This is a genomic window from Syntrophaceae bacterium (assembly GCA_013177795.1).
Lineage (GTDB): Bacteria > Desulfobacterota > Syntrophia > Syntrophales > UBA2192 > UBA2192.
In genome coordinates, this window is the sequence record JABLXY010000002.1 from 173,195 (window position 1) to 197,934 (window position 24,740).

28 protein-coding genes and 2 tRNA genes are annotated in these 24,740 nt (G+C 66.1%); 11 read left to right on the forward strand and 19 right to left on the reverse strand.

The annotated features are described in order from the left end of the window. Window positions 1-6 precede the first annotated feature (6 nt). The 18 genes from HPY67_05680 to HPY67_05765 all read right to left on the reverse strand — a co-directional run bounded on the left by HPY67_05680 (window position 7) and on the right by HPY67_05765 (window position 15,904). Window positions 7-2,592 carry a leucine--tRNA ligase gene (locus HPY67_05680; GenBank protein NPV04207.1) on the reverse strand — a complete coding sequence of 862 codons (2,586 nt, stop codon included), beginning with the start codon at window positions 2,590-2,592 and terminating at the stop codon, window positions 7-9. A gap of 71 nt (window positions 2,593-2,663) precedes the next feature. Next, a complete protein-coding gene (locus HPY67_05685; protein ID NPV04208.1) occupies window positions 2,664-4,112 on the reverse strand; it encodes a TrkH family potassium uptake protein in 1,449 nt (482 codons plus the stop codon). Continuing rightward, window positions 4,109-5,473 (reverse strand): Trk system potassium transporter TrkA, encoded by a 1,365-nt coding sequence (trkA, locus tag HPY67_05690; protein ID NPV04209.1) that lies wholly within the window; start codon window positions 5,471-5,473, stop codon window positions 4,109-4,111. The genes HPY67_05685 and trkA overlap by 4 nt, the downstream gene beginning before the upstream one ends. A gap of 25 nt (window positions 5,474-5,498) precedes the next feature. Next, window positions 5,499-6,080 (reverse strand): hypothetical protein, encoded by a 582-nt coding sequence (locus HPY67_05695; GenBank protein NPV04210.1) that lies wholly within the window; start codon window positions 6,078-6,080, stop codon window positions 5,499-5,501. Beyond that, a complete protein-coding gene (nusB, locus tag HPY67_05700) occupies window positions 6,034-6,489 on the reverse strand; it encodes a transcription antitermination factor NusB (protein NPV04211.1) in 456 nt (151 codons plus the stop codon). The genes HPY67_05695 and nusB overlap by 47 nt, the downstream gene beginning before the upstream one ends. 34 nt (window positions 6,490-6,523) lie before the next feature. Further along, on the reverse strand, window positions 6,524-6,988 hold the full coding sequence (locus HPY67_05705; protein NPV04212.1) for a 6,7-dimethyl-8-ribityllumazine synthase: 465 nt from the start codon (window positions 6,986-6,988) through the stop codon (window positions 6,524-6,526). Between the two features lie 75 nt (window positions 6,989-7,063). Further along, on the reverse strand, window positions 7,064-8,266 hold the full coding sequence (locus tag HPY67_05710; GenBank protein NPV04213.1) for a bifunctional 3,4-dihydroxy-2-butanone-4-phosphate synthase/GTP cyclohydrolase II: 1,203 nt from the start codon (window positions 8,264-8,266) through the stop codon (window positions 7,064-7,066). A gap of 101 nt (window positions 8,267-8,367) precedes the next feature. Beyond that, on the reverse strand, window positions 8,368-9,003 hold the full coding sequence (locus HPY67_05715; GenBank protein ID NPV04214.1) for a riboflavin synthase: 636 nt from the start codon (window positions 9,001-9,003) through the stop codon (window positions 8,368-8,370). 100 nt (window positions 9,004-9,103) lie between these two features. Further along, window positions 9,104-9,559, reverse strand: coding sequence for a transcriptional repressor NrdR (gene nrdR / locus HPY67_05720; protein ID NPV04215.1), 456 nt, complete (start codon window positions 9,557-9,559; stop codon window positions 9,104-9,106). Further along, a complete protein-coding gene (locus tag HPY67_05725) occupies window positions 9,556-9,966 on the reverse strand; it encodes a cytidine deaminase (GenBank protein NPV04216.1) in 411 nt (136 codons plus the stop codon). Before HPY67_05725 ends, nrdR begins: the two co-directional genes overlap by 4 nt. A gap of 149 nt (window positions 9,967-10,115) precedes the next feature. After that, entirely contained in the window at window positions 10,116-11,369 is a 1,254-nt protein-coding gene (locus tag HPY67_05730; protein ID NPV04217.1) for a serine hydroxymethyltransferase, read from the reverse strand. Between the two features lie 20 nt (window positions 11,370-11,389). Then, on the reverse strand, window positions 11,390-11,839 hold the full coding sequence (gene rpiB / locus HPY67_05735; GenBank protein NPV04218.1) for a ribose 5-phosphate isomerase B: 450 nt from the start codon (window positions 11,837-11,839) through the stop codon (window positions 11,390-11,392). 9 nt (window positions 11,840-11,848) lie between these two features. Continuing rightward, window positions 11,849-13,090: a beta-ketoacyl-ACP synthase II gene (fabF, locus tag HPY67_05740; GenBank protein NPV04219.1), complete on the reverse strand. Its 1,242-nt coding sequence runs from the start codon at window positions 13,088-13,090 to the stop codon at window positions 11,849-11,851. 21 nt (window positions 13,091-13,111) lie between these two features. After that, window positions 13,112-13,354 carry an acyl carrier protein gene (gene acpP, locus HPY67_05745; GenBank protein NPV04220.1) on the reverse strand — a complete coding sequence of 81 codons (243 nt, stop codon included), beginning with the start codon at window positions 13,352-13,354 and terminating at the stop codon, window positions 13,112-13,114. A gap of 78 nt (window positions 13,355-13,432) precedes the next feature. Further along, entirely contained in the window at window positions 13,433-14,176 is a 744-nt protein-coding gene (fabG, locus tag HPY67_05750) for a 3-oxoacyl-[acyl-carrier-protein] reductase (protein NPV04221.1), read from the reverse strand. Window positions 14,177-14,180: 4 nt separating this feature from the next. After that, window positions 14,181-15,128 carry an ACP S-malonyltransferase gene (fabD, locus tag HPY67_05755; protein NPV04222.1) on the reverse strand — a complete coding sequence of 316 codons (948 nt, stop codon included), beginning with the start codon at window positions 15,126-15,128 and terminating at the stop codon, window positions 14,181-14,183. A gap of 19 nt (window positions 15,129-15,147) precedes the next feature. Beyond that, on the reverse strand, window positions 15,148-15,333 hold the full coding sequence (rpmF, locus tag HPY67_05760; GenBank protein NPV04223.1) for a 50S ribosomal protein L32: 186 nt from the start codon (window positions 15,331-15,333) through the stop codon (window positions 15,148-15,150). 16 nt (window positions 15,334-15,349) lie between these two features. Further along, the gene (locus HPY67_05765; GenBank protein ID NPV04224.1) at window positions 15,350-15,904 is read right to left on the reverse strand and encodes a DUF177 domain-containing protein; all 555 of its coding nucleotides are present in this window, start codon (window positions 15,902-15,904) and stop codon (window positions 15,350-15,352) included. A 224-nt stretch (window positions 15,905-16,128) separates the two neighbouring features. On the opposite strand from HPY67_05765, the gene HPY67_05770 reads away from it, so the two are divergent. The 3 genes from HPY67_05770 (at window position 16,129) to HPY67_05780 (ending at window position 17,211) form a co-directional block, all read left to right on the forward strand. Further along, window positions 16,129-16,202: transfer RNA gene (locus HPY67_05770), tRNA-Gln, on the forward strand. A 1-nt stretch (window position 16,203) separates the two neighbouring features. After that, window positions 16,204-16,278 (forward strand) — tRNA-Glu (locus HPY67_05775). A 63-nt stretch (window positions 16,279-16,341) separates the two neighbouring features. Continuing rightward, the gene (locus tag HPY67_05780; GenBank protein ID NPV04225.1) at window positions 16,342-17,211 is read left to right on the forward strand and encodes an EamA family transporter; all 870 of its coding nucleotides are present in this window, start codon (window positions 16,342-16,344) and stop codon (window positions 17,209-17,211) included. A gap of 39 nt (window positions 17,212-17,250) precedes the next feature. Here HPY67_05780 and HPY67_05785 read toward each other — a convergent pair whose 3' ends face one another. Then, the gene (locus tag HPY67_05785) at window positions 17,251-18,426 is read right to left on the reverse strand and encodes an MFS transporter (protein ID NPV04226.1); all 1,176 of its coding nucleotides are present in this window, start codon (window positions 18,424-18,426) and stop codon (window positions 17,251-17,253) included. A 128-nt stretch (window positions 18,427-18,554) separates the two neighbouring features. On the opposite strand from HPY67_05785, the gene HPY67_05790 reads away from it, so the two are divergent. The 8 genes from HPY67_05790 to HPY67_05825 all read left to right on the forward strand — a co-directional run bounded on the left by HPY67_05790 (window position 18,555) and on the right by HPY67_05825 (window position 24,586). Further along, on the forward strand, window positions 18,555-19,319 hold the full coding sequence (locus tag HPY67_05790) for a helix-turn-helix transcriptional regulator (protein NPV04227.1): 765 nt from the start codon (window positions 18,555-18,557) through the stop codon (window positions 19,317-19,319). A gap of 250 nt (window positions 19,320-19,569) precedes the next feature. Then, complete coding sequence (locus tag HPY67_05795; protein ID NPV04228.1) at window positions 19,570-20,376, forward strand: cytidylate kinase-like family protein; 807 nt, start codon at window positions 19,570-19,572, stop codon at window positions 20,374-20,376. 39 nt (window positions 20,377-20,415) lie between these two features. Beyond that, window positions 20,416-21,258 (forward strand): NAD-dependent deacetylase, encoded by an 843-nt coding sequence (locus HPY67_05800; GenBank protein NPV04229.1) that lies wholly within the window; start codon window positions 20,416-20,418, stop codon window positions 21,256-21,258. Window positions 21,259-21,365: 107 nt separating this feature from the next. Continuing rightward, window positions 21,366-21,719, forward strand: coding sequence for an antibiotic biosynthesis monooxygenase (locus HPY67_05805; GenBank protein ID NPV04230.1), 354 nt, complete (start codon window positions 21,366-21,368; stop codon window positions 21,717-21,719). A gap of 248 nt (window positions 21,720-21,967) precedes the next feature. Next, entirely contained in the window at window positions 21,968-22,270 is a 303-nt protein-coding gene (locus HPY67_05810; GenBank protein NPV04231.1) for an antibiotic biosynthesis monooxygenase, read from the forward strand. 183 nt (window positions 22,271-22,453) lie between these two features. Continuing rightward, window positions 22,454-23,113 carry an isoprenoid biosynthesis glyoxalase ElbB gene (elbB, locus tag HPY67_05815; GenBank protein NPV04232.1) on the forward strand — a complete coding sequence of 220 codons (660 nt, stop codon included), beginning with the start codon at window positions 22,454-22,456 and terminating at the stop codon, window positions 23,111-23,113. A gap of 39 nt (window positions 23,114-23,152) precedes the next feature. Beyond that, on the forward strand, window positions 23,153-23,992 hold the full coding sequence (locus HPY67_05820; protein NPV04233.1) for a fumarate hydratase: 840 nt from the start codon (window positions 23,153-23,155) through the stop codon (window positions 23,990-23,992). A 42-nt stretch (window positions 23,993-24,034) separates the two neighbouring features. Next, window positions 24,035-24,586 (forward strand): Fe-S-containing hydro-lyase, encoded by a 552-nt coding sequence (locus tag HPY67_05825; protein NPV04234.1) that lies wholly within the window; start codon window positions 24,035-24,037, stop codon window positions 24,584-24,586. Window positions 24,587-24,740: the final 154 nt, after the last annotated feature.

Sequence of the window (24,740 nt, forward strand, 5' to 3'; positions counted from 1 at the left end):
TGACGCCTAGCCCTTCACGACGATGTTGACCAGCTTTCTCGGCACGGTGATGACCCTGACGATCTGAACGCCCTCGAGGAACTTCCTCGTCTTCTCGTCTGCAAGGGCCATCTCCTTGATCCGTTCCTCCGACTCGTCGGCGCTGACGGTGATGCGGCTCCGCAGCTTCCCGTTGACCTGGACGACGATCGTCAGCTCCTCCTCCGAGGCGAGCTGCGGGTCGTAGGAGGGCCAGGGCACGGCCGTGAGAGACTCCCTGTTGCCCATCATCTCCCACAGCTCTTCCGTGATGTGGGGCACGATGGGCGCCAGCAGGACGACCACCGCCTCGATGGCCTCCCGGATGACCGCCAGGGACGCCTTGTCCTCTTTGGCCGGCCTCGGGACCTGGTAGACGAGGTTGACCAGCTCCATGACGGCGCTGATGGCCGTGTTGAAGCGGAAACGGTCCTCGATGTCCGTCGTCACCTTGCGGATCGTCTGGTGCGTCTTTCGGCGCAGTTTCTTGAAGTCCTCGCCGAGGTCCTCCGAGCCCGTCAGGGGCCCGGCTCCCCGGATATCCTCCAGGTAGTCCACGGCCAGCCGCCACACCCGGCCCAGGAACCGGAAGGACCCCTCCACGCCCTGGTCGCTCCACTCGAGGTCCTTCTCCGGCGGCGCGGCGAAGAGGCAGAACATCCGCGCCGTGTCGCAGCCGTACTTCTCGATGAGGTAATCCGGGTCGACGACGTTCTTGAGCGACTTGGACATCTTCTCGGTCTTGCCGATGACGACGGGCTTGCCGCACTTTTTGCACGTTTCCCCCTCGACCTCGTCGGGGTAGAGGAACCCGTGCTCGGGGCACTTCGCCGTCTCCTTGCAGACCATGCCCTGGGTGAGGAGGTTCGTGAAGGGCTCGTCGATTCCCAGCACGCCGAAGTCCCGCAGCACCTTCGTGTAGAACCGCGAGTAGAGCAGGTGCAGGATGGCGTGCTCGATCCCGCCGATGTACTGGTCCACGGGGAGCCAGTAGTCCATGGCCTTGCGGTCGAGACCGGGCTTGACGTCGCAGTGCGGCGAGGCGAAGCGGTCGAAGTACCAGGAGGACTCCACGAAGGTGTCCATCGTGTCCGTCTCGCGCCTGGCGGGGCCCTTGCAGCCCGGGCAGGTCGTGTTCACGAAGGACTCGACCCGGGCCAGGGGCGAGCCGCCCTCGCCGGTGAGCTCCACGTCCATCGGGAGCACGACGGGCAGGTCCGCTTCCGCCACGGGCACCGTCCCGCACTTGTCGCAGTAGACGATAGGGATCGGGGCGCCCCAGTAGCGCTGCCGGGAGATCCCCCAGTCGCGCAGGCGGTACTGGACGGTCTTCTTCCCCTTCCCGATCGACTCCAGGTGCGATGCGATGGCCTCCATGGCCTCCGTGTTCTTCATCCCGTCGAAGGGTCCCGAGTTGACGAGGATCCCCTCGTCCACGTAGGCTTCCGTCATCGTTTCCACGTTGAGGGCCTTCTTCGGGTCCTGGATGACGACGATCAGGGGAAGCTTGTACTTCTTGGCGAACTCGAAGTCGCGCTGGTCGTGGGTGGGGACGGCCATGACGCAGCCCGTGCCGTAGTCGGCCAGGACGAAATTGGCGGCGTAGATGGGCATCTTGCGGCCCGTCACGGGGTTGAGGCAGTAGGCGTCGAGGAAGACGCCCTCCTTCTCGTAGTAGTCGGAGGTCCGCATGAGCCTGTCCTGCTTCTTGACGCGCTCCACGTACTCCATGACGTCTTTCTCGATGGGCTTGCCCTTGGCGAGCTGCATGACGAGCGGGTGCTCGGCGGCCACGAGCATGAAGGTGGCCCCGTAGATCGTGTCCTGCCGCGTCGTGAAGACCCGGATGGGCTCGCCGCCGTCGGCCATGGGGAACGTGATCTCGACGCCGTAGCTCTTGCCGATCCAGTTCTTCTGCATGGTGATGACGCGCTCGGGCCATCCCGTGAGCCGGTCGCAGTACTCCAGCAGCTCCTCCACGTACCGGGTGATCCGGAAGAACCACTGCGAGAGGTGCTCCTCCTGAACCTCGGTGCCGCACCGCCAGCACTGGCCCGCCTCGACCTGCTCGTTGGCCAGCACCGTCTGGCACTTCGGGCACCAGTTGACCGCCGATTCCTTCTTGTAGACAAGGCCCTTCTCGTACATCCAGAGGAAGAAGAGCTGCTCCCATTTATAGTAGTAGGGCTCGCAGGTCGAGATCTCGCGGTCCCAGTCGTAGCTGAAGCCCATGCGCTTGAGCTGGGCCTTCATGTTCGCGATGTTGTCGTTCGTCCACTTCGCGGGATGGACGCCGTGGTCGATGGCGGCGTTCTCGGCGGGCATGCCGAAGGCGTCCCAGCCCATGGGGTGCAGGACGTTGAAGCCCCGCATGCGCTTGTAGCGGGCGACGACGTCACCGATGGTGTAGTTGCGCACGTGCCCCATGTGGATGCGGCCCGAGGGGTAGGGGAACATCTCGAGGAGGTAGTACTTCTTCTTCCCGGGATCTTCGGTGACCTTGAAGATCTTCTTTTCTTCCCAGAATTTCTGCCACTTTTCCTCGATCGCGTGGGGTCGGTATCTCGTTTCCATGGCCATCTCCTCACAGGTTCCCTTGCGTGCAGGTCAAAAAGGCGTAGCACAGGGGCCGGTTTCTTTCAACGCTATTTTTTCCAGAAATCGGGCACGAGGAGGACGAGGACGGTGTAGATCTCGAGCCGTCCGAGGAGCATGCACAGGGAGAGGACCCACTTGGCCGCCTGGGGAAGCCCGGCGTAGTTCGAGTCCGCGTGGACGACCCCCATGCCGGGGCCCACGTTGCCGAGCGTGGCGGCCACCCCCGAGACGGAGGTGAGCATGTCGACGCCGAGGAAGGTCAGGGTCAGGGTTGCCGCCATGGCCAGGGCGATGTAGAGGAAGAAGAAGCTGCGGATGCTCGAGACGATCTCCGGCGGCACGGGCGACTTGGCGATCTTGACGGAGAGGACGGCATGGGGGTGGATCAGGCGGGTGAGCTCGATGACGGTCTGCTTGATGACGATCATGAACCGCAGGCACTTGATAGCGCCCCCCGTGGAGCCGGCGCAGCCGCCGATGAACATGAGGATCAGGAGGATGATCTTCGAGGGGACGGGCCAGAGATCGAAGTTGACGGTGACGAAGCCCGTCGTGGTGAGGATGGAGACCACCTGGAAGGCGGCGTGGCGCAGCGCCTCGCCGAGGCTGGAAAAGTGCGATCTCAAATCGAGGGTGATCACGGCCGTCGCGACGACCACCACGGAGACGTAGAAACGGAATTCGGGGTCCCGGACAAACGGCCGGGCATCGCCCTTGAAGAACCGGTAGTGGAGGGCGAAATTCGTCCCGGCGATGAACATGAAGACGAGGATCACGATCTCGATGTAGAGGCTGTTGAAGCGGGCGATGCTCGCGTCGTAGTTTCCGAACCCCCCTGTCGCCATGGTCGCGAAGGTGTGGCAGACGGCGTCGAAGGCGCTCATGCCGCCCAGGAACAGGAGGACGAACTCGACGGCGGAGATGGCGATGTAGACGAGCCAGAGGTTCCTGGCCGTCTCGGCGATCCGGGGGGTGAGCCGGTCCTTGACGGGGGAGGGGATCTCCGCCTTGAAGAGCTGCATCCCGCCGACGCCCAGGATCGGGAGGATGGCGATGGAGAGGATGATGATCCCCATGCCGCCCAGCCACTGGGTCAGGGCCCGCCAGAAGAGGATTCCCCTGGGGGTCTTGTCGAGGTTCGACATGACCGAGGCCCCCGTGGTCGTGAAGCCCGACATGGTTTCGAAGAAGGCGTCGCAATAGGTCGGCACGACTCCCGAGAACAGGAACGGCAGCGCCCCGAAGGCCGAGGCCAGGACCCATGCGAGGGTCACGATCACGAACCCCTCCCGGTGGCTCAGGCTGATCCGCTCGCCCGTCCTCGGGATGACGAGGTATGTCCCGACTCCCGTCCCCATCGTGACGAGGGAAGCAAGGCCGATGGCCTTCCAGGCCTCCTCGTGCAGGGCCGCCGCGATGACGACGGCCGGCAGCATGGCGGCCCCGATGAGAAGGACGAAGATCCCCAGGATGTAGACGATGTTCTTGAGGTTCATTCGAAGTATTCCAGCTTCACCATGAGGATCTTCTCGACCTGCGGGATGGACGAGCGGAAGGTGAAGATGATGACGTGGTCACCCGGCTGGATGAGCGTGTCGCCGCTGGCGATGATCATTTCCTGGCCCCGGATGACGGCGCCCACGATCGTGCCCGGCGGGAAGGCGATGTCCTTGATGGGCCTGCTCGTGATCTCGGAGGTCGCCAGGGCGACGACCTCGAAGGCCTCGACCCGCTCATCGTGCAGCGGGGCGGCGGTGACGATCTTCCCGCGGCGCACGTAGTGCAGGATCTTGCTGATGGCGGCGTGCCGCGGGTTGATGACCCCATCGATGCCCACCCGGGAGACCAGCGGCATGTACTCGACGCGGTTGATGAGGGCGAGCGTCTTCCTCACCCCCAGCCGCTTGGCCAGCAGCGCGCCGAGGATGTTGGCCTCCTCGTCGTTGGTGACGGCGACGAAGACGTCCATGTCCCGGATGTTCTCCTCCAGCAGGAGATCCTGGCTCGTGCCGTCGCCGTGCAGGACGACGGCCCGGTCGAGCCTCTCCGCGAGGAAGCGGCAGCGGTCCTTGCGCTTCTCGATGATCTTGACGGCCACACCCTTGGCCTCGAGGGCCTCGGCGAGCATCCGCCCCGTGTTGCCCCCGCCCATGATGACGATCCGCCGGGCCGGCTCCGCCTTGCGTCCGAAGATCCGCAGCAGCTCCTTCGCCTCCTCCGCGGCGGCGACGGCGAAGAAGTAGTCGCCCTCCCGGATGACCGAGTCCCCCCGGGGCTCGATGAGCATCTCGTCGCGGATGATGGAGGTGATGAGCATCTTGCTGTTCGGGTGGCCCTTGCGGAGCTCCTGGAGGGTCTTCCCGGTGACGTCGCTGTTCAGGACGGGAAACCCAATGAGCTTGATGCGTCCGTCGTGGAAGTCCGTCACCTCCGTGGCGCCGGGGAACTCGATGAGGTCCAGGGCGTTCTTGACGGCCTCGCGCTCGGGGTTGATGCAGAGGTTGATGTTGAGGTGGTCCTTGCCGAAGATGGCGGAGTACTCGTCGAGCTCGGGGTTGCGGATCCGGGCGATCTTGAAGGAGACCCGGGACTGCGTCGAGGCGAGCAGGCAGGCCACCATGTTGGTCTCGTCGCTGTCCGTGACGGCGATGACCATGTCCGCCTGCTCGAGGCCCGCCCTCCGGAGGATCTCGGGGCTGCTGCCGCTGCCGTGGAGCGTCATGACGTCGAGGATCTCGGCGAGTTCCTGGAGCCGCTCCTCGTTGCGGTCGATGAGGATGACGTCCTGCTTCTCCTTGGAGAGGATGTCGGCGATGTGATACCCGACCTCCCCCGCCCCGATGATGATGACCTTCATGTGTCGTACCCCGCCGTTGCCGGGCTCAGCCGATCGGGAGGGTCTCTTCCTCCCGCTCGATGCGGATCTCGAGCTGGACCCGGTTCTTGACGCTCTGCCGCAGCCGGTGGATCCCCAACAGGGTCTTCTGGAAAAAAGACTCGTCGGACAGGAGGCAGGGTGCCGCGGCGGAAAGAGTTGCGAGATCGCCGGAGAGGAACTCGAACATCCCCGTCGTGAAGTGGGCCGTCATCTCCGCCACCTCGAGCGGCGAGCGGTCCGCGGCGGGAACCTCGACGGCGAAGTCGTAACAGTGAATCCGGACGGCCGTCTCCGCCATCCGGGCCCCCGCGTCCCGGAGCGTCTCGTAACTGAGATCCCGGCGCTTGCCGAGCCCGAAGAGGACGATCTTCTGCGGGGGGATCCGCTGCTGCGGGCCGATGAGGACCCTCTCAGCGAAATCCCCCCGGATCCTGCCCTCGGCGATGAGCTTCGAGACGAGCCCGTTGAGGCGCCAGTCGACGAACCCCCCGTTTCCGCGGGGGGGCCGCTCGTCGGAGAAAAAGCCCAGCACCAGGCACTCATGATGAAGCCGGTCCAGGCTTTCCGTCGTCACCTTGATCCGCATGGTCCTTCAGCAGTTTCGAGTACAGGGCATCGAGGATGCCGTTGATAAAGGAACCCGAGTTTTCGGAACCGAATTCCTTGCCGAGGTCGATAGCCTCGTTGAGGGCCACCTTGGGGGGGATCCCCCGGCCGTACACCAGCTCGTAGACGGCCAGGCGAAGGATGTTCCGGTCGACCCGGGCCATGCGCTCGAGGGACCAGTTCTCCGAGCAGGCACTGATCATCCGGTCGATCGCCTCCCGGTGTGCCCACGTCCCCTCGACGAGCTCCGAGGCGAACGCGCGGGCCTCTGCGGGCGCAGTGAAGTGATCCCAGAAAAGCTGGATGGCCTCCCGGGGATCGATTCTCAGCACATCGAGCTGATAAAGAACCTGCAAGGCGATTTCCCTTGCCTTCCTTCTGAGACGCATGGCATGTCCTGCCGGAGTCGCCCGGGAACCGGCTTTAGAGGTTTCGGAACAGGTCCACCATCTCGATCGCGGACATGGCGGCATCCCAGCCCTTGTTGCCGCTCTTGGTGCCCGCGCGCTCGATGGCCTGCTCGATCGAGTCGGTGGTGAGCACCCCGAACACGACGGGCACTTCCGTCTCCAGGGCCACCTGGGCCACGCCCTTGGAGACCTCCGCCGCGACGTAGTCGAAATGGGGCGTCGCCCCGCGGATCACCGCGCCCAGGCAGATGACGGCGTCGAATTTGCCCGTCTTGGCGACCTTCTTGGCCACCAGCGGGATCTCGAAGGCCCCGGGACACTTGAAGACCCGGATGTCCTGCTCCCGGGCGCCCGCCCGGGTCAGCCCGTCGAGGGCGCCCTCGATGAGCTTGCCGCTGATGAAATCGTTGAACCGGCTCGCCACGACGGCGAACTTCATCCCCTGGGCAACGATTTTCCCTTCCGTGATGTTCTTCATGCCGTTTTCCCGCTCCCTGTCAGCTTGATGGGTTTCTTGTTTCAGCCCCTTGCGCCCCATGCCCCGCGCCCTCTGCTAGACCTTCAGGATGTGACCCATCTTCTCCTTCTTCGTCCGCAGGTACCGCAGGTTCGCCTCGCTGGGCTTGATCTCGATGGGGACCCGCTCGACGATCGTCATCCCGTAGCCCTCGAGGCCGACGACCTTCTTGGGGTTGTTCGTGAGCAGCCGGATCTTCCGCACGCCGAGGTCCACCAGGATCTGGGCGCCGATACCGTAGTCCCGCAGGTCCTCCTTGAACCCCAGCTCGAGGTTCGCCTCCACGGTGTCGCGGCCGTGCTCCTGGAGCTCGTAGGCCTTGACCTTGTTGACGAGGCCGATCCCACGGCCCTCCTGGTGCATGTAGACGATCACCCCCTTGCCGGCCTCGTGGATCATCTCCATGGCCCGGTGGAGCTGGTCCCCGCAGTCGCAGCGCATGGAGCCGAAGACGTCGCCCGTCATGCACTCCGAGTGCACCCGGACGAGCACGGCGTCCTCGGGGCCGATCTCGCCCTTGACGAGGGCCACATGCTTGTAGTCGTCCACGTCGTTCTCGTAGACGATGAACTTGAAGTCCCCGCCGAAGGCGGTGGGCAGCGTGGCCGTCGCCGCGCGGCGGACGAAGGATTCCGTCTTCATCCGGAAGTTGATGAGGTCGGCGATGGTGACGATCTTGAGGCCGTGCTCCTTCGCGAAGATCTCCAGGTCGGGCATCCGCGCCATGGTGCCGTCGTCCTTCATGATCTCGCAGATCACCCCGCTGGGCTTGAGCCCCGCCAGCCGCGCCAGGTCCACGGAGCCCTCGGTCTGGCCCGTGCGGACCAGCACGCCGCCCCTGCGGGCCAGGATCGGGAAGACGTGCCCCGGGCTCACGATGTCCTCGGGCTTCACATTGTCCGCGATGGCCGTGCGGATCGTCGTGGCCCGGTCGTGGGCCGAGATGCCCGTCGTGACGCCGCGCCGGGCCTCGATGGAGACCGTGAAGGCCGTCTTGAAGCGCGACTGGTTGTCGTTGACCATCAGGTGGAGGTTGATCTTCTGGGCCAGCTCCTCGGTGAGGGTGAGGCAGATGAGGCCGCGGCCGTACTTGGCCATGAAGTTGATGGCCTCGGGGGTGACGAACTCGGCGGCCATGCAGAGATCGCCCTCGTTTTCGCGGTCCTCGTCGTCGACGAGGATGACCATCTTGCCGTTCTTGATGTCTTCGATCGCTTCGGGAATCGTGCTGATTGCCATGGTACGCACCTAAAGAAGGCTAAAGGCTTACGGCAAAGGGCGAAAGGCAAAGAAATACATCGATCTGCGCCATTCGCCGTTAGCCTTGCGCCGTTTGCCGCTTATTTGATGAACCCGTGCTCCCGGAGGAAGTCCCTGTCGATTCCCTTGCCGGTGCGCAGGAGCTTTTCCACGTACTTGCCGAGGATGTCCGTCTCGAGGTTCACGGCATCCCCCGGCCTCTTGTCCGGCAGCGTCGTCTTCTGCGCCGTCAGGGGGATGATATTAACATAAAACCGGTCGCCCTCGCACGAATTAACCGTGAGGCTGATCCCGTCGACGGCGACGGACCCCTTGGGGACCACGTACTTCGAGAGGCCCGGCTCCGTGACGATCCCGAAGACGATGGAGCCGGCCCGCTGCGTCCTCTCGGCGATGCGCCCCACGCCGTCCACGTGCCCCAGGACGAAATGCCCGCCGAGGAAATCGCTCATCCGCAGGGCCTTTTCCAGGTTCACCCGGTCGCCCGCCCGGAGCCGCCCGAGGGTCGTTTTCGAGAGCGACTCGGCGGAGACGTCGAAGGTGAAGCTCCCCGCGCCCAGGGCCGTCACCGTCAGGCAGGCGCCGCTCACGGCGATGCTGTCGCCGATCTTCACGTCGTCGAGGGGCAGGGCCGTCGCCACCTCGAGCCGGGCGTCTTCGCCCCTGCGGGTGAGACTGCGGACGGTCCCCGTGTCCTGGATGATGCCGGTGAACATGAAAAAACAGGCTCCGGGCTTCAGGCCTCAGGCTTCAGGATCAGGAAATGAGTTCCGGAACCTCTTTCCTGATGCCCGGCGCCTCGTGCCTGATGCCTTGTCATTTCGTCTTCAGCAGCTCCTTCAGTTCGTCGAGGAACTCGTTGGCGTCGCGGAACTGCCGGTACACCGAGGCGAACCGCACGTAGGCCACCTTGTCGAGGTCGTGGAGCTCCTGCATGACCCGCTCGCCCACGAACGATGAGGGGATCTCCTTAAGCTGCGATTCCTGGCAGGCCCTCTCGATGCGCTCCACGACGGCCTCGATCGCGTCGATGCTCACGGGCCGCTTCTCGCAGGCCTTCTTGATGCCCACGAGGATCTTCCCGCGGTCGAAGGCCTCGCGCCGGCCGTCCTTCTTGACGACCATGGGCAGCACTTCCTCGACGAACTCGTAGGTCGTGAACCGCTTGCCGCAGGATGCGCACTCGCGCCGCCTGCGGATGGCGTTGCCCTCCTTGCTGATCCGGGAGTCGATCACCCGGTTCTCCGTGTCGGCGCAAAAGGGGCACTTCATCGCTTCCTCACCTGGATGCCCGACTCCTCGAGCAGGCGGGCGGCCAGCTCGTCGCTGTAGCCCTCCCGATAGACGATCTCCGTGATCCCGGCGTTGATGAGCATCTTGAGGCAGATGCTGCAGGGGTGGTTCGTGCAGTACAGGGTCGCCCCCCGGATGCTCACGCCGTGGACGGCGGCCTGGATGATCGCGTTCTGCTCGGCGTGGAGTCCCCGGCAGAGCTCGTGGCGCTCGCCGGAGGACACCTTCATCTCCTCCCGCAGGCACCCGACCTCGAGGCAGTGCCGCAGGCCGCTCGGGGCGCCGTTGTATCCCGTCGTCAGCAGGCGCTTGTCCTTGACCAGGACGGCCCCCACGCCCCGCCGCAGGCACGTGGAGCGCCTCGAGACGAGATCGACGATGTCCATGAAGTACTCGTCCCAGCTGGGGCGGCGGACGCCTTGCCGGGGTGCTGTTGCGGCGGTTTTTCTCTTGCTGCCTGCCACCTGTCACCTGTTGCCCGTCACCTGGCCGGTTGGCCGATGCGCTGTCCCTCGAGACGTTCGGCCGGGCCGGTTTACCCGCGCGCGATGCGCTCGGCGTACAGCGGGAAGCGCTCGCAGAGCTCGCGGACCTCCTCGCGGACCTTGCGGATCGTCGACTCGTTCTTGAGGTCCTTGAGGACCGTCGAGATGAAACGGCCCACGAGCTTCATCTCCGGTTCCTTCATCCCGCGGGAGGTGACGGCAGGGGTGCCCACGCGGATGCCGCTGGTCACCTGCGGGCCCCTCGTGTCGAAGGGGATCATGTTCTTGTTGGCCGTGATGCCCGCCCGGTCCAGGGCGTCGGCGCCCTCGGCGCCGGTCACCCCGATGGAGGTGACGTCGATGAGCATGAGGTGGTTGTCGGTGCCGCCCGATACGAGGCGGAACCCCTCGGCCATCAGCGTCTCCGCCAGGGTGCGGGCGTTGCTCTGGATCTGCCGCTGGTATTGCCGGAACTCCTCCGTCAGGGCCTCCTTGAGGGCCACGGCCTTGGCGGCGATGATGTGCATGAGCGGGCCGCCCTGCATCCCCGGGAATACCCGGCCGTCGAGGGCCTTCTGGTAATCGGCCTTGCACAGGATCATGCCGCCGCGGGGGCCCCGCAGCGTCTTGTGTGTCGTGGTCGTCACGAACTCGCACAGCGGCACGGGGTTCGGGTGGACCCCCGCCGCCACGAGCCCGGCGATGTGCGCGATGTCGAAGAGCACCACGGCCCCGACCTGATCGGCGATCTGCCGGAAGGGCTCGGCGGGGATCTCGCGGGGGTAGGCGCTCGCGCCCACGACGATGACCTTGGGCTTGTGCTTCTTCGCCTGGGCCTCCACCTCGTTGAAGTCGATCCGCTCCGTCGCCCTGTCGACGCCGTAGTGCACGACGTTGTAGAAGCGGCCCGAGAAGTTGGCGGGGCTGCCGTGGGAGAGGTGCCCGCCGTGGGCGAGGTTCATCCCCAGGATCGTGTCCCCGGGCTGCAGCATGGCGAAGTAGACCGCCATGTTGGCCTGCGTGCCCGAGTGGGGCTGCACGTTGGCGTGGTCGGCCCCGAAGAGTTTCTTCGCGCGCTCGATGGCCAGCGCCTCGACGATGTCGACGAACTCGCACCCGTGGTAGTACCGCTTCCCCGGGTATCCCTCGGCGTACTTGTTCGTCATGATGCAGCCCTGGGCCTCCAGGACCGCCTCGTCGACGAAGTTCTCCGACGGGATCAGTTCGAGCTTTCCGGCCTGCCGCTTCGTCTCCTCCAGGATGGCGGCCGCCACCTCGGGGTCCACTTTCTTGAGCATTGACATCGTCTCCTCACCCTCCTGCGTTACTTGCAGAGTCTCTGTTCCAGTTCCCGGATCTTGTCGAGGCGCCTCTGGTGGCGCCCCCCGTCGAAGGGGGTCTCCAGCCATGCCCGGGCGATCCGCCCCGCCGTCTCGGGGTCGGTCTTGCGCCCGGCCAGCACGAGGACGTTCGAGTCGTTGTGCTGCCGGGACAGCCGTGCCGTCTCCGCGTCGAGGCACAGGGCCGCCCGCACGCCGGGGAACTTGTTGGCCACGATCGCCATCCCCACGCCGGAGCCGCAGACGAGGATGCCCCGCTCGAACCGGCCCGACGAGACCGCTTCAGCCGCGAGGATGCCGTAATCGGGGTAGTCGACGGGGTCCCCCGTTTCCGTCCCGATGTCGACGACCCGGTGGCCCGCTGCCGTGAGCGATGCCTTGACGGCCTCCTTGAGGGTGAACCCCGCGTGGTCGGAACCGATGACGATGTGCACGCCCCCTCCTCAGTCCCTGAACTTGCGGAAAACGAGGACCGCGTTGACGCCGCCGAACCCGAAGGTGTTGGACAGCGCGGCCTCGACGGGCATGGCCCTCGCCCGGTGCGGCACGTAGTCCAGGTCGCACCCCGCGTCGGGTTCGTCGAGGTTGATCGTGGGCGGCACGACCCCTTCGCAGAGGACCTTGACGGCCACGATGGCCTCGAGGCCCCCCGCGCCCCCCAGGAGGTGCCCCGTCATGGACTTCGTGGAGGAGACGGCCAGCCGCCGGCTGTGCTCCCCGAAGACCCGCTTGATGGCCTCCGTCTCGTAGACGTCGTTGAGCGGGGTGGCCGTCCCGTGGGCGTTGATGTAGCCGACCGCTTCCGGCTCCATGCCGCAGGACTGCAGAGCGATCGCCATGCATCGCGCGGCCCCCTCGTGCCCGGGCGGCGGGGCGGCCATGTGGTGGGCGTCGGCCGTGCAGCCGTAGCCGCAGATCTCGGCGTAGATCCTCGCGCCGCGCCGGCGCGCGTGGGCGAGATCCTCCAGGACGAGAATGCCGCCCCCGTCGGCCATCACGAACCCGTCGCGGCTGCGGTCGAAGGGGCGGCTGGCCTTCTCGGGCTCGTCGTTGCGGGTGGAGAGCGCGCGCATGGCGTTGAACCCGGCGATCCCGAAGGCGCTGACGGCCGCCTCGACGCCCCCCGTGATCATGGCGTCCGCGTAGCCGTCCTTGATCAGCCGAAACGACATCCCGATGGCGCTCGTCCCCGCCGCGCAGGCCGTGACGGGGCAGCTGATGGGCCCCTTGGCCCCGTACCGGATGGAGATCTGCCCGGCGGCGAGGTTGGGCAGGACGGCCGGGATCGTGAAGGGGGAGAGCCTCCGGGGGCCGCTGTGCTCGAGGACGGCGTGCTCCCTGACGATCGTCCTGAGCCCGCCGATGCCCGAGCCGACGACGGTGCCCACGCGCTCGGCGTTGCCTGCGCCGATCGCGAGGCCCGCGTCCTGGACGGCCATGTCGGCGCAGGCCAGGGCGTAGACGATGAAATCGTCGAGCCGGCGCAGTTCCTTCTTCTCCACGTGGCGCAGGGGGTCGAAGCCCTTCACCTCGCCCGCGATCTTCGTTGCGAGCCCGGTGGTGTCGAACGTCGTGATGGGCCCGATGCCCGAGCGGCCGGCGCAGAGGGCCGCCCAGGTTTCGTCGACGGTGTTGCCGACGGGGTTCACGGTGCCCATGCCGGTGATGACGACGCGCCTCTCCACGGGGGTCCCCACAAGGGCAGCCTAGCTGGCCAGTCCCTTCTTCTTCTTGATGTAGTTGATGGCGTCCTGGATCGTGCGGATCTTCTGCAGCTCCTCGTCGGAGATCTCGATGCCGAAGTTCTCCTCCATGGCCATGATCAGCTCGACCAGGTCGAGCGAATCCGCGCCCAAATCCTCGATGAATGCCGCCTCGGGCACGCACTCCTCCCGGGTCACATCCAGCTGCTCCACGATGATCTCGATGACTTTTTCCTCGATGGACATCAATCCGCCTCCTTCAGACGTATGCGTTCCGTTTCCGCTCGAATGGCCTGTCCCCGGGTCGGGGCGCGCTGCACGCGATCACATGTAGAGCCCGCCGTTGACCCCGATCACCTGTCCCGTGATGTATCCGGCTTCATCGGAGGCCAGGAACAGCACGACACCGGCGACATCGTCCGGTGTGCCCAGCCGGGAGAGGGGGATCTCGCCGAGCACCTTCTCCCGCTGCTCCTCCGTCAGGGCGGAGGTCATATCCGTGTCAATGAGGCCGGGGGCGACGGCGTTGACGCAGATGCCGCGCGGCGCCAGCTCCCGGGCCAGCGACTTCGTCAGCCCGATGAGCCCGGCCTTCGAGGCGCTGTAATTGGACTGGCCGGCGTTGCCCGCCAGGGCGACGACCGACGAGATGTTGATGATGCGGCCCCCGCGCTGCTTCATCATGGCGTAGGCCACGGCGCGGCAGCAGTGGAAGGCCCCCTTGAGGTTCGTGTCGATGACCCGGTCCCAGTCCTGCTCCTTCATCCGCACCAGGAGCCCGTCGCGGCTCTCGCCGGCGTTGTTCACCAGGATGTCGATGCGCCCTTTGCGCCGGATCAGGTCCGCGATCGCGTCGCTCGCGGCCCCGGGGTCCGCCACGTCGAATCGCAGGGCCTCCCCTTCGCCTCCCGCCTCGCCGATGAGACGGAGCGTCTCGCGGGCCGCCTCCTCGTTGCGGGCGTAATTGACGGCGACGAAGGCCCCCGCGGCGGCCAGCCGCACGCTCACGGCCCGGCCGATTCCCCGCGACCCCCCCGTGACCAGCGCGACCTTGCCCTTGCAGTGCATCGTCTCAGCTCTTCCCCGAGAGGACCTCGACGGTCCGCTGCAGGGACTCGGGATTCTCCACGTTCAGGACCCTGAGGTCCCGGCGGATCCGCAGGGCCAGGACCGACAGCACCCTCTTGGGGCCCACCTCGATGACCGTGTCGATCCCCATTGCGGCCATTCTCTCGATCGTCTCGATCCAGCGCACGGGCTGGTGGATCTGCCGGACGAGCAGCCCCCGCGTCGCGGCGGCCGAGTGCAGCACCCCCGGCTCGCAGTTCGGGATGACGGGCACCGAGCCGTCCCGGAACTCGACCCCGTCGAGATCCGCGCCGAACCGCTCGGCCGCACCCTCCAGCAGGGCGCAGTGGAAGGGCGCGCTCAGCGGGAGCTTGAGGGCCCGCTTCGCCCCCTCCGCGAGGGCGCGCGCCATGACCGACTCCACCGGGGCCGCGTACCCCGAGACGACGGTCTGGTCCGGCGCGTTGTAGCACGAGGGGCTCACGAGCCCCTCGCCGGCGGTGATTTCCCGGCACAGGGCCTCGACCCGGTCACGCCCCAGTCCCTGGATGGCGGCGTTGGCGCCCACGCCGGGGGCGACGGCTTCCTGCTGCCGGGCGGCCCGCTTCCGGACGAGCCGCAGCGTGTCGGCGAACCCGAGGGCCCCTGCCGCGCAGAGCGCCCCGTATTCCCCGAGGCTGTGGCCCGCCATGGCCGTCGGGCGCACGCCGAGGTGCCGCTCCAGCACCCGCCAGGCGGCGATCTCGAGGGTCAGGGTCGCCACCTGGGTGTTCTCGGTCAGATCCAGCGACTCCCGGGGGCCCTCGAAGCACAGGCGCCCGATGTCCATGCCGAGCACCGCCTGCGCCTCCTCGAAGCACGCCCTGGCAGGCTCGAACTGCAGGAACAGGTCCCGGCCCATGCCCACGTACTGCGAGCCCTGTCCGGGGAAAAGGACGCCCAGCCTGGCCATAGGATCCCCGGCGGCGATGCTAATCGCCCTTTTCGACGTTCAGCACTTCCCTGCCCTTGTAGGTGCCGCAGTTGGGGCAGGCGCGGTGGGGCAGCTTGGGCTCGTTGCACTGGGGGCAGACCGAGCCGGCCGGCGCCTTGAGGAAGTCGTGGGCCCTCCGGCTGTTGCGTCTCGATTTCGAGTGTCTCTTGACTGGGTTCGGCATGGCTTGCGTTTCTCCGTCACGTTGGTGTTCTTGCCTTGAAGTTCTTCAGCGCCTCCAGGCGGCGGTCGACCGCGCCGGGGCGGCACGCACAGGATTCCGCGTTGAGGTTGGCGCCGCACTGCGCGCAGAGGCCCCGGCAGGTTTCGGCGCAAAGCGGTTTCATGGGGACCTGGAGCAGGACCTGCTCGAAGACCAGGGCGTCGAGGTCGATCGTGTCCTCCCGGTAGTGCCCGAACGAGATGTCCTCGTCGTCGGGTTCCTCCCCCGGCTCTTCCGGGCCGCGCGAGGGGACCAGGGTGTAGCGGAACCCGCCCTGCACGGGCGTCTGGAAGGTCTCCAGGCATCGCCCGCAGTCGAGATCCAGTGCCGCCTCCACGCGGATGTCGAGGGTGACCGCATCGAGGATCTTGTGGATCTCGACGGTGACCTCCGCCGGGCGGATCCGGAAGTCGATCCGTCCGCCCTGCTGCAGGAATTCCCGGTACCAGTCCCCTTCGAGCCTGTACTGGAGCCGGCGCCCCTCCTCGGGAATGAGCGATACCTGGATCTTCAAAGAGAGTCCCTGGCGAATGGATTCACGCTTCCCGCGGGAAGCCTTTGCGAAAGTGTACTTGTTAATGGAAAAACCCCTATTCTGTCAAGCCCTTTTTGATCCGATGCCGAGCCGTCAACCCTGCCGGATCGGGGATGAAACCCGCCCTTGCCGGGGGGTGACCTCCCCGGCAAGGGAATTTTTCGCCTTGACTTTTCATCCGGTTTCATTTAGCTTCCAATACTTCCAGATCAAAAAGATTCTGGGGGATCGTCTAGTGGTAGGACTCAAGACTCTGGATCTTGCTACCAAGGTTCGAATCCTTGTCCCCCAGCCAAGGTCCCATCGTCTAGCGGTCAGGACGCTGGCCTCTCACGCCGGAAACCAGGGTTCGATTCCCTGTGGGACCACCAGAAACGCAAAAGGAGCCTGACGCCGCCGTCAGGCTCCTTTTTTTGTCCGGGAAAGCGAATGCCGTGCCCCGCGCCATCCTCGCCCTGATCGTCATGTCGCTCATCTGGGGCTACAACTGGGTCCTCGTCAAAGAGGCCATGCGCCTCGCCTCTCCCTTCGACTTCTCGGCTCTCCGCACGGTCGGGGGCGGCCTGGTCCTCCTGGGCGTCCTGGCCTGGCGGGGCGAGTCGCTGCGGCCCCCGGACTGGCCCCGGACGCTCCTCGTCGGGCTTCTCTGCACGACCTTCTCCGTGGGGTTCGCCACGTGGGCGCTCGTCGAGGGGGGCGCCGGGAAGATGGCCATCCTCGTCTACGCGATGCCCTTCTGGCTCATCCTCATGGCCTGGCCGCTGCTGGGCGAGCGGCCCCGGGGCTTGCAGTGGCCGGCCATGGCCCTGGCCCTCGCAGGGCTTGTCCTGCTCGTCGAGCCCTGGAGTTACCGGGGCGACGGGTTCCCGAGCGCGCTTGCCGTTGCGAGCGGTCTGTCCTGGGCGGCCAGCGCCGTCGTGACGAAGCGGATGGACCGAAACGGCGGGGTAAACGTGCTGTCCCTGTCGGCCTGGCAGATTCTCTTCGGCGGACTCTTTCTCGCGGGTGCGGCGCTCGCCGTCCCCTCGGCGCCGATCCGGTGGACCCCCTGGATGGCCGGGGCCATGGCCTACAACGTCCTGCTCACGAGCGGCGTGGCCGTCCTGATGTGGTTCTACGTGCTGAAGGTCCTTCCGGCCGGCATCGCCGGCCTCGCCTCCCTGGCCACGCCGGTCCTGGGCCTTGTCTTCGCCTATGCCCTGCTGGGGGAGAGGTTTTCCTTCTGGGAGGCCTGGGGCGGCGCGCTGATCGTGGCCGCCCTTGCGGTCCTTGCCTTTCACGGATACCGGGACGGCAGGCCGTGACACGGCGGGCCGGTCGGCGCTTCCGCTTGCCCACGCGGTCTAGCGGTCCGGTCTCCTGTTCGTGCCGGCCCCGGTCCGCGGCAGCAGCATGGTCAGCAGGACGGCCGGGACGGTGAGGAAAGACAGCACCATGAGCGCCGAGGGCAGGCCGTGGCCGTCGGCGACATGGCCGAGCAGGGGCGCCACGATCCCCCCGATGGAAACGGCCACTCCCAGCGTGATGCCCGAGGCGAGGCCTACCTGGTTCGGCAGGAAGCGCTGGCCCATGACGACCAGCGGACTGTACGTGGAGAGCAGGACGATGCCGATCGGCACGAGCAGCGCCGTGGCGAGGGCGACATCGCGGACCTGGACGAACAGGACGAGAAGGGGAATCAGGGCGGCATACCCGGCGAGGACGGCTCTCCGATGGCCGTATCGGTCGGCCAGGCGGCCCCCCCAGAGCGTCCCGGCGACCCCGGCGCCGAACATGACGGACAGGGCCGTGCCGGCCGCCGTGGCGGTCTGACCGAAGACATGGATCCAGTAGAGCGGGATGAAGGTGTTGAGCCCGTAGAAGATGACCGAGCGGATGATCACGACGCCCGTGACGACGGCAAAGGCGACCCACTGATCCTCCGGATCCCCGCCCGCCCGGGCGCCGCCGGCTGCTCCTGCCGTTGCGTGCCCTCCGCCCGTGCCCGCCAGCTGAACGGCCAGGAACGCGGCCATCAGAACGAAGGGAATCGCAAGAAACGCCGTCCCTCGCAGGCCCCACGCCGAGACGACGGCGGCCGCCATGATCGGCCCCAGCGCGATGCCCATCTGGCCCCCCACGGCAAAGACGCTCATGGCCGTGGCCTTTCTCTCGCCGGCGTGGCTGTGGACCAGTCTCGCCCCCTCGGGGTGGAAGGCCGCGATCCCGATGCCGCTCAGGACGATCATCGCGACGGCGAACCCGTAATCGGGCAGGAGGGTGCTGAAGGCCATGCCGCAGCCGGCCATGGCGACCCCCGCGGGGATGAGCCAGGGCCTCGACAGCCTGTCGGCGTAGAAGCCGAACAGCGGCTGAATGACCGTGGATGCGACGCTCAGGGCGGCGACGAGGCCGGCAGCCGCCGCGTAGCTCAGGTGATAGTCGGAGATGAAGAAGGGCAGCAGCGCCGGCACGGCCCCCTGGTTGAGGTCCGTGAGCAGGTGCCCCAGCGCGGCCAGCCAGACGAATCGGCTTTTCACGGGTGCGCCCCGGTTTCGCAGGATGGCTTGACTCTACCCGCACCCGCGGTTATCCTGCTTGCGCCATGAAGACAAAAAATGTCGAAAAGCGGACAAAGCCGAGGTCCGCGGAGCGCCAGGGGCACCTCATGGGCGCATCGCAGCCCGTCATCGCGCTGGCCCTGGACGAGCCCGACGGACACCGGATCCCGCTGCACTGGCACTCCCGCGCCCAACTCCTTTACGCCTCCTCCGGGGTGATGACCGTGACGACGGGCAGCGGGGTCTGGGTCCTGCCGCCGCTGAGGGCCATGTGGATCCCCGCCTTCACGGAGCACCGCATCCGCGCCTCGGGGCATCTCTCGATGCGGACGCTGTACATCCGGCCCGATGCCGCGCCGCATTTCCCGCCGGCCTGCCGGATTGTCTCTGTCTCCCCGCTGCTTCGCGAGCTCATCGTCTACAGCACCACCCTGCCGCGCTTCTACGACCCCGGCAGCCATGCCGAGCGCGTCATGCGGCTTATCCTGGATCTCATCCGGTTCAGCGAACCGGCGCCCCTCGATCTGCCGATCCCCCGGGACCCGCGGCTGCGGAAGATCTTCGAGCGGCTGTCCGCCCACCCCTCGGAGCGCCGGACACTCGAGCAGTGGGGCCATCAGGTGGGGGCTGCGGGCAGAACGCTCTCGCGGCTCTTCCGGGCCGAGACGGGGATGAGTTTCCACCAGTGGCGCCAGCAGCTGCGGCTGCTCGAGGCGCTGAGGCTTCTCGGCCGGGGCGATCCGATCACCAACGTGGCCCTCGACGTCGGCTACAGCAGCCTCAGCGCCTTTGTGTCCGCGTTCCGGAAGGCGCTGGGGGTGACGCCGGGAAGATATTTCCGCATCGAAACCCTCTCAGCCGAAAGGGACTGAATCCGGCGGCCGGACCTTTCGGCACCCCTTCGCTCCACCGGGCCGGCGAAGAGAAATTTTATTGAATATCCGATGGGTTATGGCATATGAGGCGCTCTTTTTTTTCTTGACAAGGGGGCCCAGATCGCTATGATGCATGAAGCCGAAATTCCCCTCCCTGCGGCGCACCGTTCAGCCGCAAAACCCGGCGCGGGCAGTCGAAGGGGTCCGGCAATCCAGGCAGATCAGACCCCGTCGGGGCGAGGCAATCATGGCCATTCTGGCAATGTCACTCGATTTCAGAAGCGGCGGGCAGGAGGTCGCAACCCTGGTCGGCGAGGCCCTGGGTTACAAGTGCTTCGGCAAGGACCACAGCCTCGCCTACATGAAGGCCGCGGGAGAGCGCTGGGAGAAGCTTTTCCGGGAGCTCGACGAGGAGCGGCCTTCCCTGTGGGACCGCTACGACTGGGAATACCGCGGCTTCGTGGCGCTTCTCGAGGCGTACATCTACGAGCATGCCTCGCGGGACAAGGCGATCATCATCGGCCAGGGCGGCAGCTTCGTGCTCACCGGTCTGCCCTTCGTCCTGAGGGTCCGGCTCACGGCCCCCTTCGAGGTCCGGGTCCGGCGGCTCATGGAGAAGAGCGAGATCGGCGAGAAGGCCGCAGAGGATATCGTCCGGCGCACGGACAAGGCCCGTGTCGGCTACGTCAAGGCCATCTACGGCAAGGACTGGTTCGACCTCAAGAACTACGACATGGTCTTCAACGCCGCGACGCAGCCCTACGACCAGATCGCGAGGATCATCGTCGACGCCCTGAAGGCGAAGGACCAGATGATCACCCCCGACACGTGGGACGTCCTCGCGGGAAGGGCCGTTGCCGCCCGCATCCGGGCCCGCATCCTCACCAACCCCCGCATCCACGTGCCGACCCTGAAGGTCTCCTACGACGGCAGCAGGATCGTGCTGGAAGGCGTCGTCCACAGCCAGAAAGAGCAGCAGATGATCGAGGAGATCGTCCTCGGCTCCCTGGAGGGGCGGGCCCTGCGGAACGAGCTGCACCGGCGCCTCGTTTAGGACGCCCCACCCGACACGGCGGGACACCGAGCTATCGATATGGATATGAATGATCAGATCAACCGGGCCGCCAGGGCCCTGCGCGAGGCCGATGCGCTTCTCGTGACGGCGGGCGCGGGCATGGGCGTCGACTCGGGGCTGCCGGACTTCCGCGGCAACGAGGGGTTCTGGAAGGCCTACCCTCCCATGGCGAAGCTGGGGGTTTCCTTCGTGGAGATGGCCAACCCCTTGTGGTTTGAGCGCGACCCCTCGCTTGCCTGGGGCTTCTACGGCCACCGGCTCCACCTGTACCGGCGCACGGTTCCCCACGCCGGGTTCGGAAGGCTCCTCGAGATCGGCCGATCGAAGCGGGAGGGCTACTTCGTCTTCACCTCCAACGTGGACGGTCAGTTCCAGAAGGCCGGGTACGACGAGGACCGCATCGAGGAGTGTCACGGCTCCATCCACCACTTGCAGTGCCAGCGCCCCTGCTCGCAGGACATCTGGGAGGCCCGGGGGGTCAGCATCGATGTCGACGAGGCGCAGTTCCGCGCCCGCGAGCCGCTGCCGCGCTGCCCCCGATGCGGGGCCCTCGCCCGGCCCAACGTCCTCATGTTCAACGACTGGGACTGGATCCCCCACCGCACCCGGGCGCAGGGCGAGCTCTTTCATCGCTGGCTCGAAGGGATCTCCGGCAGAAAGGCCTCTCTTGCCGTGGTGGAGCTGGGCGCCGGCAAGGCCGTGGCGACGGTCCGCATGACGTCCGAGGCCGCCGTCCGGGGAGGCCGCGGCACGCTCATCCGGATCAACCCCCGCGACACCGACGTCCCGCCGGGTCACATCGCCATCCCTCTCGGCGCCGAGGAAGGGATTCTCGAGATCATGCGTATCGCCGCCGATTGACCCCATTCCGTCACCCCGCAATCTTTGCACTTGAACTCGCCGCACGCCGGATGTATTTTTTAATCAAGCTGTTTCGGATCAGTTTCGTCCGAGAGGAGGTGAACACGATGGCCGTCCGAATCCTGTTGAAACGATGGGTCCCCGCCGAAAAGGAGAAAGACCTCGTTGGCCTCATCACGGAACTGCGGAGCATGGCTTCGAGGCAACCCGGCTACATCTCCGGCGAGACCATGCGGAACATCAAGAACCCCGAAGAGTACCTTGTCATCAGCACCTGGGATACGCTGGAAGACTGGGAGAGGTGGGCCGCGAGCCCGCCCAGGAAGGCGCTGCAGGACAAGATTGACAAGCTCCTCGGGAAGCCGACCACCTACGAGATGTACCACTATCCCGAGAAGCGCTACCACAGGGCCGATCCCACTGATTACCTGGAGCGGTCGCCGTCTCAACCCAAGAAGTGACCGTTCGTCTCAGGCATCGGTTTCCCGCGCGTTGGCAAGGCTTCTTTTGACAGCGACGTCTGTATTTCCGGCTCGATCTCCCGGCGGCAAGCGTTGACCGTCCCCTGCCGGGGAGCGGCATGACCGTCATCAAACCGTAGTCACCCCGTGGCCCGGTTGGTCGAGAGGACCGGGCTGCCCGACACCGCATGCGATGCATGAGGCGGGTATTCCTTCGCCCACGGCTTGCGAGAAAGGAGGGATGGGATATGATCAAGGTCATGATCAAGAGAAAAGCGCCGGCGGACAAGCAAAAGGAACTCCTGGACCTGATCACGAAGCTTCGAAGCGAGGCCTCGAAGCAGCCCGGGTACATCTCCGGGGAGACACTGCACAGCAGCGAAAGGCCCGACGAGTTTCTCGTCATCAGCGTGTGGGATGACGAGTATTTCTGGAAGAAATGGATCGCCACCGACGAGCGCAAGGCCATCCAGGGCGAGATCGACAAACTCATCGGGACCCCCACGGAGTACGAGATCTACCGGTACCCGCGGAAAACCTCCGTGGAGTGAGCGACCGGCGATATCGGGATCGGGGCGCCCCGGCTGCAGCCGGGGCGTTTTTCGTTGACACCCCCGGGCCGCTTCATCTATAGTTCTGCCCGGGGTCTGCGGGAAGCCGAGGCCGCCCCGGCCGGTCCTGTCGCACGGCCCCCGTCTGTTTCAGTCATCCACGAAATCCAGGAGGTGCATCCCATGGCGAAGGTCGGTGTCGTTCTGTCGGGCTGCGGTGTCTACGATGGGGCCGAGATCCACGAGGCCACCTTGACCCTTTATTTTCTGGACAAGGCGGGCGCCGAGATCCTCTGCATGGCGCCGGACATCAACCAGATGCACGTGATCGATCACACGAAAGGGCAACCCACCGGGGAGTCGAGAAACGTCCTGTGCGAGTCGGCCCGCATCGCCCGCGGCGATATCAGGAACATGAAGGACGTGAAGGCGGCCGACATCGACGCCCTCATCTTCCCCGGAGGGTTCGGCGCCGCCAAGAACCTTTGCGACTTCGCCGTAAAGGGCCCCGACTGCACGGTGAACCCGGAGGTGGCAAGACTCATCAAGGAGATCCACGCGGCGAAGAAGCCCATCGGCTTCATCTGCATCGCCCCGGTGATTGCGGCCAAGGTCCTCGGCGCTGCGAAACCGAAACTGACGATCGGCAATGACCCCGGCGCCTCCGGCGCCATCGAAGCCATGGGCGGCAAGCACGTGCAGGCCCCCGTCGAGGGGATCGTCGTCGACGAGGTCAACAAAATCGTCACCACTCCGGCCTACATGCTGGGGCCCACGATCTCAAAGGTGGCCCAGGGCATCGAGAAGCTCGTGGCCGAGATCCTGAAAATGGCGAAGCCGTAAGGTGGCAGCAGCCGTGGGGGATCCCGCAGAGGGTGAGACATGAGAGAAATTCAGGCTGAGCAAATCGTGCGGGCCGTGCGCGACCTCTTCATCGACGCCAACTGCAATCTCGGCGAGGACGTGCTCGCGGCCTTCGACCGGGCCATCGAGACGGACGAGTCCCCCGTGGCCCGCGAGGTCATCCGGGAGCTCAAGGAGAATGCCCGCATCGCCCGGGACGAGCAGTCCCCCATCTGCCAGGACACGGGGCTTGCCGTTCTCTTCGTCGAGGTCGGCCAGGATGTGCACGTGACGGGAGGCGGCCTGAAGGAGGCCCTCAACGAGGGGGTCCGGAAGGGCTACGGCGAAGGCTACCTGCGCAAATCCGCCTGCCACCCCTTCACGCGGGCCAACACGAAGGACAACACGCCCGCCGTGATCCACTTCGACATCGTGCCCGGCGACCGCATCCGGATCGTGGCCGTCCCGAAGGGCGGGGGCGCGGAGAACATGAGCCGCGTGGACATGCTCTCCCCCTCTGCGGGGCTCGAGGGGATCAAGGAGTTTGTCGTGCGGCGCATCGAGGCCTCGGGTTCGAACCCCTGCCCGCCCACGGTGGTGGGTGTCGGGGTCGGCGGCACCTTCGAGCGCTCGGCTCTTCTCGCAAAGAAGGCCCTCACAAGGCGCATCGGCGAGCGAAACGCCGACCCGGAGCTCGCGAAGGTCGAAATCGAGGTCCTGGAACGGATCAACAGGCTGGGCATCGGGCCCATGGGCTACGGCGGCAACACGACGGCGCTCGACGTCTTCTTCGAGGTCGAGCCCTGCCACATCGCAAGCCTCCCCGTGGCGGTGAACGTCCAGTGCCATGCGATGCGGCACAAGGAAACCGTCCTCTAGAGCAAGAAGACACGGGGGCGAGAGGGTCAGAAGGCAAGCAATATGGCTGAAATCAGACTGAAGACCCCGCTGACCGAGGGGGATGTGGAGAAGCTCGGGATCGGCGACAGGGTGCTCCTCACGGGGGTGCTCTACTCGGCACGCGATGCGGCGCACAAGCGGCTCTTCGACCTCATCCAGGCGGGGAAGGATCTTCCCGTCGACATCCGCGGGCAGGTGATCTACTACGTGGGCCCGGCGCCGGCAAAGCCCGGCAGGCCCATCGGCTCGGCGGGCCCGACGACGAGCTACCGGATGGACCCCTATGCCCCCAAACTCATGGAGATGGGCCTCAAGGGCATGATCGGCAAGGGAAACCGCGGGGCCGAGGTGGTGGAGGCCATGAAGAAGTACAAGGCCGTCTACTTCGGCGCCACGGGCGGGGCGGGGGCCCTGCTGGCCCGCAGCATCCGGAAGGCGGAGACCGTCGCCTACGAAGACCTCGGGCCCGAGGCCATCCAGCGCCTGGAGGTGGAGGACTTCCCCGTCGTCGTCATCAACGACACGAAGGGAAACGATCTGTACGTCGAGGGGGCGAAAAAGTATCGAAGGTGAGAGGCTGAGAGGGTAAGAGGCATGGAGTGGCTCTACGATGAGCGACGGGCTTCTCCAACCTTCTCACCTTCATGCCCTCTTACCCTCTGCTCCGAAGCATAGCGCAACGAAAAAGGCCGGGAGGCTGAACCCCCCGGCCTTTTGCATTGTCATG